Here is a 13,867-nt window from a genome sequence, read left to right on the forward strand (position 1 = left end):
AGTTCACTTCTGGTGCGTGAAGTGCCGTCAAGGCGTCGGCCGACCTGGACGCGCGTAGACCTCCAGGATCCGGCCGACGCCGCGCTGACCGGCGCTTATGCTGATTCAAGCCAACTCGCGTTCCGGCCACGCCCGGATTCTGGACGAGGTCTTCCGCTGAGCGGACTCGCTCGCTACTGTCCCCAAAAATGAACGCCCCGTGGCAGAGCCGCCGCGGGGCGCAGCCGGTGCCTGGCCAGGCCGGCGGCCTCTCCGTGCGTCGCCGCTGGGACCGGCGGCGCACATTCCGTGGGAATCAGCCGCTGCCGCTCATCAAAGAGGAGAGGGCGTCGTGACAGCGGAAACCTCCCAGACGCTCGACAGGGGACTGAGGGTCCTCAAACTGCTTGCCGACACCGACCACGGTCTGACCGTCACCGAGTTGTCCAACAAACTCGGGGTCAACCGGACCGTGGTCTACCGTCTGCTCGCCACCCTGGAACAACACGCCCTGGTACGCCGCGACTTGGGCGGCCGGGCCAGAGTGGGCCTGGGCGTGCTGCGCCTGGGCCGCCAGGTGCATCCGCTCGTGCGCGAGGCCGCACTGCCCGCGCTGCGGTCGCTTGCCGAGGACATCGGGGCCACCGCCCATCTGACACTGGTCGACGGCAGCGACGCGCTGGCCGTCGCGGTCGTCGAGCCGACCTGGACCGACTACCACGTGGCCTACCGGGCCGGCTTCCGCCACCCGCTGGACCGGGGTGCCGCGGGCCGGGCGATCCTCGCTGCCCGTCAGAAACCGGTCGGCGAGACCGCCTTCACCCTCACCCACGGCGAGCTGGAGGCCGGGGCGAGCGGGGCGGCGGCGGCGCTGGTCGGGGTGACCGGGGTCGAGGGCAGCGTGGGCGTGGTGATGCTCGCGGACTCCGTGCCCGAGCGCGTGGGACCCCGCGTGGTGGACGCGGCCCGGGAAGTGGCGGACGCGCTCCGGTAGGACGCGCTCCGGCAGGACGCGTGGGGCGTGCGGGGCGTGAGGGGCCTGCGGGACGGGCCCCGGGGCGGATTTCTGGCCGGTTCAGGTCTTCGCGGGTGCCCGGTCGAACCGTATGGTTTCGGGGCTCACGCCTGACTGATGCGCGTGGCCGTTCCGGGGGGTTCTGATGGATGGTTCCGTATTTCCGCTTCTCGCCATCGTGGGTATCGCGGTGTACTTCCTGCCCTTCTTCATCGCCGCGGGGCGCGGGGTGAACACCGGCTCGGTGTTCGTGATCAATCTGTTCCTCGGCTGGACGTTCATCGGCTGGGTGGTCGCCCTGGCCATGTCGATGGGAACCCGGCGGACCCCGTAGGAACGCCTGCAGGGGTTGTTCCCCCGGCCGCGCACGGGGGCTCCTGGCCCGTGCCTCCGGGGCTCCCTGCCCGCGCGTCCGGGGCCCGGCGGTTAGATTGGGCGGGTGCTCCCTCGTCTCTCGCGCCCCCGTGCCCTCGCCCTGTGCACCCTGCCCGTCCTCGCCCTGTTCGGTGTGGCCGCCTTCGCGCCGCTGCCGTTCACCCTGGCGCAGCCCGGCTCGACCGCGAACGTGCTCGGGAACGATCACGGCACGCCGGTGATCAGCATCAAGGGCGCGCCGACCCGGCCCACCAAGGGCCAGCTGCGGATGACGACGATCCTCGCGACCGGGCCCACCGCCGATGTCGGCGTCGGTGATGTGATCGACAGCTGGTTCCGTACGGACCGGGCGGTGCTGCCCCGCGAGTCCGTCTACCCGAGCGGTGGCTCCGAGAAGGAGATCGAGAAGCACAACCTCGAAGACATGCGGAAGTCGCAGGACTCAGCGGTCGACGCCGCCCTGAACTACCTCGGGAAGAAGCCCGGCTCGGTCGACGTGACCCTGCATCTCGCCGACGTGGGCGGCCCCAGCGCCGGCCTGTTCTTCGCCCTCGGCATCGTCGACAAGCTCGACGGGGACGGGTCCGGCGGCGATCTCACCGGTGGCCGCACCATCGCGGGCACCGGCACGATCGAGGCGAACGGCGAGGTCGGGGCGGTCGGCGGGGTGTCGCTGAAGACTCAGGCCGCGAGCCGCGACGGGGCGACCGTGTTCCTCGTGCCGAAGGCGGAGTGCCGGGAGGCAAAGGCCGAGCTGCCCAAAGGGTTGCAGCTGATTCCGGTCACGACTCTGAAGGGCGCGGTGTCCTCGCTCCAGGCACTGGAGCAGAGGCACAAGGTCCCGAGCTGCTGACCTCGCCGACCGGTGAAGGTGCAGGCGCCGGTACGGGGGTGTCCCCGCCCGCATCCGCTTCCGCGCCGTCCCCGCCCGTGCCGTCCGCCCCCGCGTCGTCCATCGTGCGCCACACCGGGAACACCAGCGGGCTCAGCGTCGCCAGCAGGTAGACCCCGCCCATCGCCAGCAGCGCCCCCTTCACGCCCGCGCTCTCCACCAGCAGACCGGCCGCGAGCCCGCCCACCGGCATGGCCAGCTCGCAGCCCGCCGTGATGACCCCGGAGACCCGGCTGCGCAGCTCGTCGGGGATCGTTCCGTAGATCACCGTCGTCAGGATCGGGTTCAGCACCCCGCCCGCGAGGCCGCTCAGTGCCATGGTCACGGCGAGCGGCAGCGTCGTCCCGGTCAGCGCCGCGACCACGTACCTGGGCGCACCGCACAGCAGCACGCACACCGTGAACACGGACCACCGCGAGAAGCGGTGCCCGATCGCCCCGTACAACAGCGCCCCGGCCAGCCCGCCCGCGCCGAACAGCGCGGTGAGCAGTCCGATGTCCCCGGCCCCGCCCAGTTCGGCGGAGGCGTGCACCGGGAGCAGGACGGCGTACCAGCCCTGGTCGGTGCCGTTCATGAACAGGACCATCACCACGACCGCCAGCAGCAGCGGGGTGCCCAGCAAGTAGGCGAAGCCCTCGCGCATCTCGGTGCGGTACGCCCGCAGCGAGACCGGCGCCGCGGCCTTGCGGGGCTCGGCCGCACGCACCCCCCGTACGCCGGCCGCGATCAGCAGCGCGGACGTCAGGAACGTCGCCGCGTCCAGCAGCAGTACGGTCTCCGCGCCGACGAGCGCGATCAGCACGCCGGCCACCGCCGCCCCGACCATCCGGGCGCCGCGCGAGACGGCGTCGAAGAGGCTGGCGGCGCGGGCGAGGGTGGTGCCGGCGTGCTCGGCGAGATCCGGCACCAGGACGTAGCGCGCGGTGTCGCCCGGGGTGTGCATGAGCCCGCCGACCGCCATCAGCGCGCACAGCATCCAGAAGTCCAGGGCGTCCGCGAAGTGCAGCAGCGGGATGGCGGCGACGGAGAGGCCGCACACCAGGTCGGAGGCGACGGAGACCCGGCGTCGGCCGATCCGGTCGATGACGGGTCCGCCGATCAGGGCGGAGACGATGATCGGCAGGGTCGCGCAGAAGGCCACGACACCGGCCCGGCCGGCGCTTCCCGTGGTCTCCAGCACGAACCACGGGACGCCGATCAGTGTGAGCGAACTACCGGCCCTGGATATGGAGTTGGCGGACAGTACGGCGGCGAGCGGTATGCGGCTGCGGTCCCCCCGGCCGCTCATGCCGGACCGGCTGAGACGGAGCAGGGGCGGCCGGAGTGGCGGGGCAGGACGCGCAGCCCCAGATCGACGAGGGCCCAGCCCAGCCGGGTACGCAGACCGGTGCCCGGCGAGGCCGGTGCGGGACCGGACCGCGCGGCCCGCCCCCGCAGTTCGGCGGAGCGCAGGTCGTGCAGCAGTAGATGGGTGTCGGAGTGCATGACGGTGTCCTTCCGGTCAGCAGGGGCTGGTTACTCCGCGGGGCGCGGGAAGAGGTGCACATGGCTGCGGACGTTGGCCGATCCCTCGGTGCCCTCCGGGACCCGGCCCCGGTAGCCCTCGATGAGTTCGTGGATCTTCCCGATCAGCTCCTCGGCGAGATCGGGGGTGAGGCGCACCTGGAAGTCGCTGATGTCCCAGCCCTCGCGCCATTCCTCGGGCCATTCGCGCATGGTGCCGATCCAGGTGTTCAGCTCCTGGGAGTGCGTGGTGGCGATCTCGTGGAGCACGACGTCGACCGCGCCGCGCACCTCGGGGTCCGGGTGGGTCAGGAACCGGCCGCTGTCGAAGACGGTGCCGCGGTGTGCGGCCCGCCACCAGCGCTCGCGGCCCTTGCCGCGCTCCGGGTCGTCCTCGACGAAGCCGTACGCCGCCAGTTGCCGCAGGTGGTAGCTGGTGGCGCCGCTGGACTCGCCGAGCCGGTCGGCGAGACCGGAGGCGGTGGCGGGGCCGTACTCGCGCAGTGCGGCCAGCAGGCGCAGTCGCAGGGGATGGGCCAGTCCGCGCAGGGTGCGGGCATCGACCTTGTGGATGTTCTCGGCGTCGTGGACGTCCTCGGTGTCGTGGGCGTTCCCGGCTTCGGCGGGGGTCTCGGCGTCGTCCTCTGGTGCGGGCATGGGTAAATCGTAGAGTTGCAAAGCTCTCTTTGCAACAGGTTCTTTGCAACAGATTCTTTGCATCGGGTTCACTGCGTCGGGTTCTTCGCGACAAAGCCCTCGCGGGGAGGCTCTCCGGCTCAGCCCTGCTTGATGAACCCCTCCTGGATCAGCCAGTCCTTCGCCACCTCGTGCGGGTCCTGCCCGTCCACGTCCACCCTGGCGTTGAGCACCTGGGCGACCTCGGTGGTCAGCTTCTTGCTGACCGGGTCGAGCAGCCCGGCGATCTGCGGGTACTTCTCGAAGGTCTTGGTGTGGATCACCGGCGCCGCGTTGTAGTTGGGGAAGAAGTGCTTGTCGTCGACGAGCACTTCGAGGTCCATCGCCTTGATCCGGCCGTCCGTGGTGAACACCTCGCCCAGCAGGCAGGAGTTGGACTTGGAGACCTGGGTGTAGATGATCCCGGCGTCCATCTTCTTGATGTTGGCGGCCGGCAGCGACATCCCGTACGCCTTCTCCATGCCCGGCAGCCCGTCGTCGCGCGAGGCGAACTCGTTCTCCACGCAGATCGTCACCGCCGACGGGTCCTTCTTCGCCAGCGCCGCGACGTCGGAGAGCGTCCTGAGGTGGTACTTCGCGTTGTTCTTCCGGCTGATCGCGAGCGCGTAGGTGTTGTTGAGCGTGGACGGCGTCAGCCAGGTCACCCCCGTCCGGCGATCCTCGTCCCGGACCGCCTCCCACTGCTTCACCGGATCGGGGATCGGCTTCGCGTGGCCGAGGTACGTGATCCAGCCGGTGCCCGTGTACTCGTACATCGCGTCCGCGTCGCCCTTGACGATCGCCTCGCGCGCACTGATCGAGCCGGGCAGGTTCGTCCGGTCCAGGACCTCCGCGCCGGCGGCCTTGAAGACCAGGCCGATCATCTGGCCCAGGATGATGTTCTCGCTGAAGTTCTTCGAGGTGACGGTCAGCGAGGCGCCGTCCAGCGGCTGCCCCTGGCCGACCGAGCCCGGCTCCACCTCGTCCACCATCGGCGAACCGCTCTTCAGCCCGCACCCGGAGAGCAGCAGCGCCACCGCCACAGCCACCGCCAGGCCCATGCGCACCTTCCGCGGACCCATCACCCCACCTCCAGTCCGCGCGGCGTCAGTGCCACCTCGACCAGTGAGGCCAGCCAGTCCACCAGCAGCGCCAGTACCACCGTCAGTACCGAACCGAGCACCAGCACCGGCATCCGCTGGGTCTGGATGCCCGAGGTGATCAGGTCCCCGAGGCCGCCGCCGCCGACGAAGGTGGCCAGCGTCGCCGTACCCACGTTGAGCACCAGCGCCGTACGCACACCCGCCAGGATCAGCGGGACGGCGAGCGGCAGTTCGACCTTGGTGAGCGTCCCCGTCGCCGACATGCCGATGCCGCGCGAGGCCTCGATCAGGTTCGGCTCGATCGCCCTGAGGCCGGCCACCGTGTTGGAGAAGACCGGCAGCACCGCGTAGATCACCATGCCGATGATCGCCGTCGAAGGACCGATGCCCAGCCAGATCACCAGCAGCGCCAGCAGACCGATCGCCGGTGTCGCCTGCCCGATGTTGGCGACCGCCGTGACCACCGGGGCGCCCTTGCGCAGCCGGCGACGGGTCAGCGCGATCCCCAGCGGAATGGCGATGATCAGCACCCAGAACGTCGAGATCACGGTCAGCCGCACATGCTGCCACCAGCGCAGCCGCACATTGCCGCCGGTCAGCGAGTTCCGCGCGATCGAGTCGAGATGGACATTGGTGATCCACACGTACGTGATGGCCAGCACGACCGCCAGCACGAGCGGCATCAGGACCAGCTTGCGCCAGGTGAACCGGCGCGGCGGACCGGCCGGCGGCGGGGCCGGCTCCTCCTCCTCGTCCCGGAAGGCATGGCCCTTGACGTCGTGCTCACCGGGTGGGCGGTCCTTGTCGGAGGAGGGCACGGGCCGCTCGGGGCGCGGCCGGCGGGGTTCGTGGTTCAGCGGTGGATTGCGACTCATGCGCCCGGACCGCCCTCCAGCTCCGTCTCCGTCTGGTGGCTGCGCAACTCCTCCAGGTCGTGCTGGTGCTCGATGGCGGCGAGCCGGTCGGCCTCCAGCAGCTCATGGACCGAGTTCATCAGGGTCTGCATGTCGACGACCCCGATGAACTCGCCGCGCCGCCCGGTCACCGCAGCCCGCCCGCCGCTGTCGGTCAGCACCGCCTCCAGCGCGTCGTGCAGCGTCGCGTCACGCGTCACCGTGTCGTGGACCAGCTGCCCGGCCCGCGCCAGCGAACCCCGGGCCCGCATCAGGTCACCGCGCCGCAGCCACTTGTACGGGCGGTTCCTGCGGTCCAGCATCAACAGCTCGTTGTGCGGGCCGCTGCGCAGCTTGTTGAAGATCGACTGGAGCGGGTCGTCGACCGTCACCGTCGGGAACGCGGCCATCTCCACATCCCGTACACGGGTGAGGTTGAGCCGCTTCAGCGCCGCACCGGCCCCGACGAAACCCGAGACGAAGTCGTCCGTCGGGTTGGTGAGGATGGCCTCCGGGGTGTCGAACTGCGCGATGTGCGAACGCTCCCGCAGCACCGCGATCCGGTCGCCCAGCTTGATCGCCTCGTCGAAGTCATGGGTGACGAAGACGATCGTCTTGTGCAGCTCGTGCTGGAGCCGGATCAGCTCGTCCTGGAGGTGGTCGCGGGTGATCGGGTCGACCGCGCCGAACGGCTCGTCCATCAGCAGCACTGGCGGATCGGCGGCCAACGCCCGTGCCACGCCCACCCGTTGCTGCTGGCCTCCGGAGAGCGCGCGGGGATAGCGCCCGTGGAACTCCCGCGGATCCAGCCCCACCAGATCGAGCATCTCCTCGACCCGGTCCTTCACCTTCGACTTCGACCAGCCGGTCATCCTCGGTACGAGGGCGATGTTCTCGGCGACCGTCATGTGCGGGAAGAGACCGGACGACTGGATCGCGTAGCCGATCTTGCGGCGCAGCTTCACCGGGTCGATGTCGGTGACGTCCTCGTCGTCGATCCTGATACGCCCGGACGACGGCTCGATCAGCCGGTTGATCATCTTCAGGGTGGTGGATTTCCCGCAGCCGGACGGGCCGACGAAGATCACCGTCTCGCCGGCCTTGATCTCCATCGAGACGCTGTCCACCGCCGGGTTGGGATTGCCCGGATAGCGTTTGGTCAGGTCCTCCAGCTGGATGGTGGCGCCGGACGTGGTCTTCTTCGTCCCGGCGCCCTCTGCGTCCGTACTCCCGGCGGCGGTCTCAGGCACGGATCCCCCTCGGGATGGTGAGCCGCCCCAGCAGTACGTACGCGGCGTCGAAGAGCAGGGCGAGGATGACGATGCCGAGCGTGCCCGCGAGCACCTGATTGAGCGCGTTGGCGCTGCCCAGCGAGGCGATGCCGCGGAAGATCTCGTTGCCGAGGCCCGGACCCGAGGCGTACGCGGCGATGGCGGCGATGCCCATCAGCATCTGGGTGGAGACCCGGATGCCGGTGAGGATGGGCGGCCAGGCGAGCGGCAGTTCCACCCGGCACAGCCGGGCCAGCCGCGACATCCCGATGCCCTTCGCCGCGTCCACCAGCGCCGGATCGACGCCGCGCAGCCCCACGATGGAGTTGCGGACGACGGGCAGCAGCCCGTACAGCGTCAGGGTGATCACGGTGGGCGCGACCCCGAGGCCGACGAGCGGGATGAGCAGACCGATCGCGGCGAGGGAGGGGATGGTGAGGATCGTCGCCGTCGAGGTGATGGCCAGTGACCCCGCCCAGCCGCTGCGGTAGGTGACGACCCCGATCAGGATGCCCAGTGCGGTGGCGATGACCATGCACTGGAACACGGCGCTGACGTGCTGGTAGGCGTCGGTGAGCAGCTGTTGGTGCCGGTTGCCCAGGTACTCCCAGAAGCTCACACGCCACTCCTCGGCTCAGTCGGTGTCCTCCGCGGCCTGCTCGACGAGCGGGATGATCCGCAGCGGGACCGGGTTCTCCATGACGATGGCCGTGGAGGCCCGGACGATGCCATCAAAACCGACAACCCGGTCGATCACCCGTTGAAGATCGGCGTTGGAACGCGCGACGAGACGGCAGAGCATGTCGCCGTGGCCGGTGGTGGTGTGCAGCTCCAGCACCTCCGGTACGCCGGCCAAGTGGGCCCGTACGTCGGCTCCTTGGCCCTGCTTGATCTCCAGCGTGGCGAACGCGGTGACGGGGTAGCCGAGCGCCGCCGGATCGACCGCCGGACCGAATCCGCGGATGACGCCATTCGACTGAAGCCGGTCGAGCCGGGCCTGCACCGTCCCGCGCGCCACGCCCAGCCTGCGCGACGCCTCCAGTACGCCGATGCGGGGCTCGCGGGCCAGCAGCACGATCAGCCGCCCGTCCAGATGATCGATCGCCATGGTCAGCTCCGCAGGGTCGACGTGATGGTCATCATGTACAGATAGCCTGCCCATCATCCCTATTAGCTGTACAGATTGCCCAGCGAATACATGAACTATTGCGCACCTTGCGAAGCGGGGAGAGCCTTCGGACATGACTGAGACTCTGCACACCACCCCCGAAACAGCCCGGCAGGCCGACCCCTTCCCGGTCAAGGGAATGGACGCGGTCGTCTTCGCCGTCGGCAACGCCAAGCAGGCCGCGCACTACTACTCGACGGCGTTCGGCATGAAGCTGGTCGCCTACTCCGGACCGGAGAACGGCAGCCGCGAGACGGCGAGTTACGTACTGACCAACGGATCGGCCCGTTTCGTCTTCACCTCCGTCATCAAAGCCGCCACCGACCACGGCCGCTTCCTCGCCGACCATGTGGCCGAGCACGGTGACGGCGTGGTCGACCTGGCCATCGAGGTCCCGGACGCCCGTGCCGCCTACGCGTACGCGGTCGAGCACGGCGCCCTCGGCCTCACTGAGCCGCACGAGGTCAAGGACGAGAACGGCACCGTCGTCCTCGCCGCGATCGCCACGTACGGCAAGACCCGCCACACCCTCGTCGAGCGCACCGGCTACGAGGGCCCCTACCTGCCCGGTTACGTCGCCGCCGCGCCGATCGTCGAGCCGCCCGCCAAGCGCACCTTCCAGGCCGTCGACCACTGCGTCGGCAACGTGGAGCTCGGCCGGATGAACGAGTGGGTCGGCTTCTACAACAAGGTCATGGGCTTCACCAACATGAAGGAGTTCGTGGGCGACGACATCGCCACCGAGTACTCCGCGCTCATGTCGAAGGTCGTCGCCGACGGCACCCTCAAGGTCAAGTTCCCGATCAACGAACCGGCGATCGCCAAGAAGAAGTCCCAGATCGACGAGTACCTGGAGTTCTACGGCGGCGCGGGCGTCCAGCACATCGCGCTCGCCACGAACGACATCGTCGCCTCGGTACGGGCGATGCGGGCGGCGGGCGTCCAGTTCCTGGACACACCCGACTCCTACTACGACACCCTCGGCGAGTGGGCGGGCGAGACCCGCGTGCCCGTGGAGATCCTGCGCGAGCTGAAGATCCTCGTCGACCGTGACGAGGACGGCTACCTGCTGCAGATCTTCACCAAGCCGGTCCAGGACCGCCCGACCGTCTTCTTCGAGATGATCGAACGCCATGGCTCGATGGGCTTCGGCAAGGGCAACTTCAAGGCCCTGTTCGAGGCGATCGAGCGCGAGCAGGAGAAGCGCGGCAACCTCTGATCACCGAGTGCTGCGCGCGACCGGCTCCGCGCCCCGTCAGGGGGTGAACGGGGCCGGTCGCGTCGTCACGGGCCTCTCCGGCTCCGCGGGCTCCTGCTGCGTCGGCCGCGGTTTCGACTGCGGTTCCGGCGCCGCGCGCCGTGCCGTCGGAGCGGCGGGCGGCGCGGGCGCCTGCGGCTCGGGGTCCGGGGGCGGCCGCAGGTCCTGCGAGCCGTCCGGCGGGGGAGGGGGCAGGTCGTCCAGGGCCTCCTGGGCGGCGGGTCCGGCCAGCGGGGAGAACCGGGGGTTGGTGCGCAGGGCCTCCGCCAGGTTCCGGCGTGCCGGGCCGTAGTCCCGCAGCGCCTTCTGGATCACGCCCAGGTGGTACGCGTACGAGGCGTTCTGCCCGCCCGTCCCGACCGCACGGGCCGCGTACTCCAGGGCGGCGGACGAGTGGCCGGAGCGGTGCAGGGCCCAGCCCAGCGCGTCCGCCACCGCGGCGCCGCGGTGCGAGCGCGCCCACTCGGCGTCCAGCAGCTCGACCGCCGCGTCCGGGTCCCCGTGATCGGCCTCGAAACGGCCACGCAGCAGCGCCTCGTCCACGCCCTGGGCCTCGTCCCGGTCGAGCGCCTCGCGCAGCCGCGCGTACTGGTCGCCGGCCTCCTCGCCCAGCCCCAACGACTCGTACAACTCACCCAGCTCCAGCATGTATTCGGGCCGGGGGAGATCTGCCAGCGCCGCCCGGTAGTCGCGCCGGGCCTCGTCCGTGCGGCCGAGCGCCACCAGCGCCCTGGCCCGGCCCGCGAGCGACGGATGGTGGGCGCGGTCGGTCCGCAGCGCCGCGCCGTACTGCGCGAGCGCCTCCGCCGGCTCGCCCCGCTCCCAGGCCAGTTCGCCCAGCAGGGCCAGGCACTCCGCCTTCTGCGCGGGCGTGGCCGCCCGGTCCGCCGCGTCCTGCGCGTTGGCCAGCGCGTCCTCGCGCCGGCCCCGGTCCAGGTGCATCCGCGCCGTCCGCATGAGCGCCGGAACCCCCGCGCGCAGCGCCGTGAACCGCTCCACCGCCTTGCTTACGCCCTTGCGGTCCCCGAGACCGCTGTACGCGTCGATCAGCGCCGGATACACGGCCCACTGCTTCGGCTGCCGCCCCCGCACCTTCTCGCCCCACTTCTTCGCCGTCACGAAGTCGCGCCGGGCACCGGCGAGCTCCGCGAGCCCCACCCAGGCCGCCGAGTTCCCGTGCTCACCCGGCCGGATGTCCAGCGAGCGCTTCAGCGCCTGCTCGGCCCGGCCGTAGTACGCCGTGTCCGCGGAACGCCGCCCCCACTCCACGTAGGCCGCCCCCAGCGTCGCCCAGGCCCCCGCGTCGGACGGATGCGCGCCCACCCACTGCTGCCGGTCCCCGATCAGCGCCGTCAGATCGGACAGCGAGGCCGGGGCACCGGCCGCCGTCGCCGCCAGCGCACGCGAGACCGGACCGGGTACGGGCGGCCGCGACGCCTTCTTCCCGTCCTCCGGAACGGCCACCACCGCACCCGTCACCAGCACCGCACCCGCCACCACGCCCAGGGCCGCCCTGCGCAGCGTCGCACGCAGCGTGAGCGGCGGGGGCTCGGCCAGCGACGCCGGGTCGGCGAGCGCGGAGAGCGCGGAGGCGCCGGAGAAATCGGAGACGTCAAGGGGAGGACGGCTGCTCGGATCGGGGGCCTGCGGAGGCTGCTGCGGCATGACATCCATGCCGATCACTCTGCGTCAGTAATAAGAGCACACCATGCCTTGCGAAGGCCGTCGCAGACGGGTTCACACCAATGGGTCCGGGTGCCACTCTTGGATCATGGACGGTCTTCTCGAACAACTGCGTACCGGTCTGCCCGCCGAGGCGCTGATCACGGATCCCGACGTCACCGCCTCGTACGCCCACGACATGGCGAGCTTCTGCGAGGCGGGCACACCCGCGGTCGTCGTGCTCCCCCGCACGGTCGAGCAGGTCCAGCACGTCATGCGCACCGCCACCGCCCTGCGAGTCCCGGTCGTCCCGCAGGGGGCCCGCACCGGGCTGTCGGGCGCCGCCAACGCCTCCGACGGCTGCATCGTGCTGTCCCTGGTGAAGATGGACCGGATCCTGGAGATCAGCCCCGTCGACCGGATCGCCGTCGTCGAGCCCGGCGTCATCAACGCGGTGCTGTCCCGCGCGGTCGAAGAACACGGTCTGTACTACCCGCCGGACCCCTCCAGCTGGGAGATGTGCACCATCGGCGGCAACATCGGCACCGCGTCCGGCGGCCTGTGCTGCGTGAAGTACGGGGTCACCGCCGAATACGTACTCGGTCTTGAGGTCGTCCTCGCCGACGGGCGGCTGCTCACCACCGGCCGCCGCACCGCGAAGGGCGTCGCCGGATACGACCTCACCCGGCTCTTCGTCGGCTCGGAGGGCAGCCTCGGCATCGTCGTCAAGGCCGTGCTCGCGCTGAAACCCCGGCCGCCGCAGCAACTGGTCCTGGCCGCGGAGTTCCCGAGCGCGGCGAGCGCCTGCGACGCGATCTGCCGGATCATGGAGCGTGGTCACACTCCGTCACTCCTCGAACTGATGGACCGTACTACGGTCCAGGCCGTCAACAAGATGGCCAACATGGGCCTCCCCGACACCACCGAGGCGCTCCTGCTCGCCGCCTTCGACACCCCGGACCCGTCGGCCGATCTGGCCGCCGTCGCCGAACTGTGCACCGCCGCGGGCGCCACCGAGGTGGTCCCCGCCGAGGACGCCGCCGAGTCCGAGATGCTGCTCCAGGCCCGGCGGATGTCGCTCACCGCGCTGGAGACCGTCAAGTCGGCCACGATGATCGACGACGTCTGCGTACCCCGCTCGAAGCTCGCCGCGATGCTGGAGGGCACCGCGGCCGTCGCCGACAAGTACGGCCTCACCATCGGCGTCTGCGTCCACGCGGGCGACGGCAACACCCACCCCGTCGTCTGCTTCGACCACACCGACGCCGACGAGTCCCGGCGGGCCCGCGAATCGTTCGACGAGATCATGGCGCTCGGCCTGGAGCTGGGCGGCACGATCACCGGCGAGCACGGCGTCGGCCTCCTGAAGAAGGAGTGGCTCGCGCGCGAGCTCGGTGAGGTGAGCGTCGAACTGCACCAGGGCATCAAGCAGGCGTTCGACCCGCTGGGGCTCCTCAACCCCGGCAAGGTGTTCTGACGGCGGGCGGTGTCCCGACGTTGGAAGACGCTCCGACGGCCGGGCGGTCGGGCGCAACCGTGGCCGCTCACGCCTCGCCGTCCTGCGACTCGTCCGACGGCCACGGGTCGCGCAGCCACAGGTCGTCGGCCGGCAGCGGCGCGAGCAACTCGGCGAGGCCCTCGTCGATCCCGAGCCGCTCGGCCTCCGTACCGGGCGGGACCACCCGCAGCGTCCGCTCCACCCAGGCGGCCACCGCGGCGGACGGCACCTCCAGGAGCGCGTTCCCGTCGGGCGAGGTCAGCGCGACGAAGATGACGTTGCGCTGGTCGACCTTGGTCGGCCAGATCCGGACGTCCCCATGACCGCACGGCCGGAACACGCCCTCGACCAGCAGATCGCGGGCGAACGTCCAGTGCACCGGGAAGTCGGAGCCGATGTGGAAGGCCACGTGCACGGCGTACGGGTCCTGAGTGCGGTACGTCAGACGGGCGGGGACGGGGATGCTGCGCTCGGGCGACAGGACCAGCTTGAGTTCCAGCTCGCGTTCCACGGTGGTGTGCATGAGTGCGTCCTTCCGGTGCCTGTGGGCCGGCCTGATGACCGGTCCGCACAAG

At 70.6% G+C, this 13,867-nt stretch carries 15 protein-coding genes; 5 read left to right on the plus strand and 10 right to left on the minus strand.

Annotation, left to right across the window (positions count from 1 at the left end):
- Positions 1-331: 331 nt before the first annotated feature.
- From ACFYY1_RS00285 to ACFYY1_RS00295, 3 genes are all read left to right on the plus strand, one after another.
- A complete protein-coding gene (locus ACFYY1_RS00285) occupies positions 332-973 on the plus strand; it encodes an IclR family transcriptional regulator (RefSeq protein ID WP_124723277.1) in 642 nt (213 codons plus the stop codon).
- 166 nt (positions 974-1,139) lie between these two features.
- Positions 1,140-1,328 carry a superinfection immunity protein gene (locus ACFYY1_RS00290; protein WP_388578773.1) on the plus strand — a complete coding sequence of 63 codons (189 nt, stop codon included), beginning with the start codon at positions 1,140-1,142 and terminating at the stop codon, positions 1,326-1,328.
- A 105-nt stretch (positions 1,329-1,433) separates the two neighbouring features.
- The gene (locus ACFYY1_RS00295) at positions 1,434-2,222 is read left to right on the plus strand and encodes a S16 family serine protease (protein ID WP_388578776.1); all 789 of its coding nucleotides are present in this window, start codon (positions 1,434-1,436) and stop codon (positions 2,220-2,222) included.
- Here ACFYY1_RS00295 and ACFYY1_RS00300 read toward each other — a convergent pair.
- The 8 genes from ACFYY1_RS00300 to ACFYY1_RS00335 form a co-directional block, all read right to left on the minus strand.
- A complete protein-coding gene (locus ACFYY1_RS00300) occupies positions 2,152-3,549 on the minus strand; it encodes an MFS transporter (RefSeq protein ID WP_388578778.1) in 1,398 nt (465 codons plus the stop codon). The genes ACFYY1_RS00295 and ACFYY1_RS00300 overlap by 71 nt on opposite strands.
- On the minus strand, positions 3,546-3,746 hold the full coding sequence (locus ACFYY1_RS00305) for a hypothetical protein (RefSeq protein ID WP_388578781.1): 201 nt from the start codon (positions 3,744-3,746) through the stop codon (positions 3,546-3,548). The genes ACFYY1_RS00300 and ACFYY1_RS00305 overlap by 4 nt, the downstream gene beginning before the upstream one ends.
- A gap of 30 nt (positions 3,747-3,776) precedes the next feature.
- Positions 3,777-4,421 carry a winged helix-turn-helix domain-containing protein gene (locus ACFYY1_RS00310; protein WP_388578783.1) on the minus strand — a complete coding sequence of 215 codons (645 nt, stop codon included), beginning with the start codon at positions 4,419-4,421 and terminating at the stop codon, positions 3,777-3,779.
- 119 nt (positions 4,422-4,540) lie between these two features.
- Complete coding sequence (locus ACFYY1_RS00315) at positions 4,541-5,521, minus strand: glycine betaine ABC transporter substrate-binding protein (RefSeq protein ID WP_388578785.1); 981 nt, start codon at positions 5,519-5,521, stop codon at positions 4,541-4,543.
- Complete coding sequence (locus tag ACFYY1_RS00320) at positions 5,521-6,417, minus strand: ABC transporter permease (protein WP_388578788.1); 897 nt, start codon at positions 6,415-6,417, stop codon at positions 5,521-5,523. Before ACFYY1_RS00320 ends, ACFYY1_RS00315 begins: the two co-directional genes overlap by 1 nt.
- The gene (locus ACFYY1_RS00325; RefSeq protein WP_388578791.1) at positions 6,414-7,685 is read right to left on the minus strand and encodes an ABC transporter ATP-binding protein; all 1,272 of its coding nucleotides are present in this window, start codon (positions 7,683-7,685) and stop codon (positions 6,414-6,416) included. Before ACFYY1_RS00325 ends, ACFYY1_RS00320 begins: the two co-directional genes overlap by 4 nt.
- Positions 7,678-8,325: an ABC transporter permease gene (locus ACFYY1_RS00330; RefSeq protein WP_388578794.1), complete on the minus strand. Its 648-nt coding sequence runs from the start codon at positions 8,323-8,325 to the stop codon at positions 7,678-7,680. Before ACFYY1_RS00330 ends, ACFYY1_RS00325 begins: the two co-directional genes overlap by 8 nt.
- 15 nt (positions 8,326-8,340) lie before the next feature.
- Positions 8,341-8,814, minus strand: coding sequence for an Lrp/AsnC family transcriptional regulator (locus ACFYY1_RS00335; protein WP_358942993.1), 474 nt, complete (start codon positions 8,812-8,814; stop codon positions 8,341-8,343).
- Positions 8,815-8,947: 133 nt separating this feature from the next.
- Between ACFYY1_RS00335 and hppD the strand changes: the two genes are divergently transcribed.
- A complete protein-coding gene (gene hppD / locus ACFYY1_RS00340; protein ID WP_388578796.1) occupies positions 8,948-10,093 on the plus strand; it encodes a 4-hydroxyphenylpyruvate dioxygenase in 1,146 nt (381 codons plus the stop codon).
- Between the two features lie 36 nt (positions 10,094-10,129).
- Here hppD and ACFYY1_RS00345 read toward each other — a convergent pair whose 3' ends face one another.
- A complete protein-coding gene (locus ACFYY1_RS00345) occupies positions 10,130-11,806 on the minus strand; it encodes a tetratricopeptide repeat protein (protein ID WP_388578799.1) in 1,677 nt (558 codons plus the stop codon).
- Between the two features lie 97 nt (positions 11,807-11,903).
- On the opposite strand from ACFYY1_RS00345, the gene ACFYY1_RS00350 reads away from it, so the two are divergent.
- Positions 11,904-13,271 carry an FAD-binding oxidoreductase gene (locus tag ACFYY1_RS00350; RefSeq protein ID WP_388578801.1) on the plus strand — a complete coding sequence of 456 codons (1,368 nt, stop codon included), beginning with the start codon at positions 11,904-11,906 and terminating at the stop codon, positions 13,269-13,271.
- Positions 13,272-13,338: 67 nt separating this feature from the next.
- Here the strand turns inward: ACFYY1_RS00350 and ACFYY1_RS00355 are convergent, their stop codons facing one another.
- Positions 13,339-13,815 carry an SsgA family sporulation/cell division regulator gene (locus ACFYY1_RS00355; RefSeq protein ID WP_356087072.1) on the minus strand — a complete coding sequence of 159 codons (477 nt, stop codon included), beginning with the start codon at positions 13,813-13,815 and terminating at the stop codon, positions 13,339-13,341.
- Positions 13,816-13,867 lie beyond the last annotated feature (52 nt).

This window comes from Streptomyces sp. NPDC001890, from assembly GCF_042891445.1.
In the GTDB taxonomy this organism is placed as follows: Bacteria; Actinomycetota; Actinomycetes; order Streptomycetales; family Streptomycetaceae; genus Streptomyces.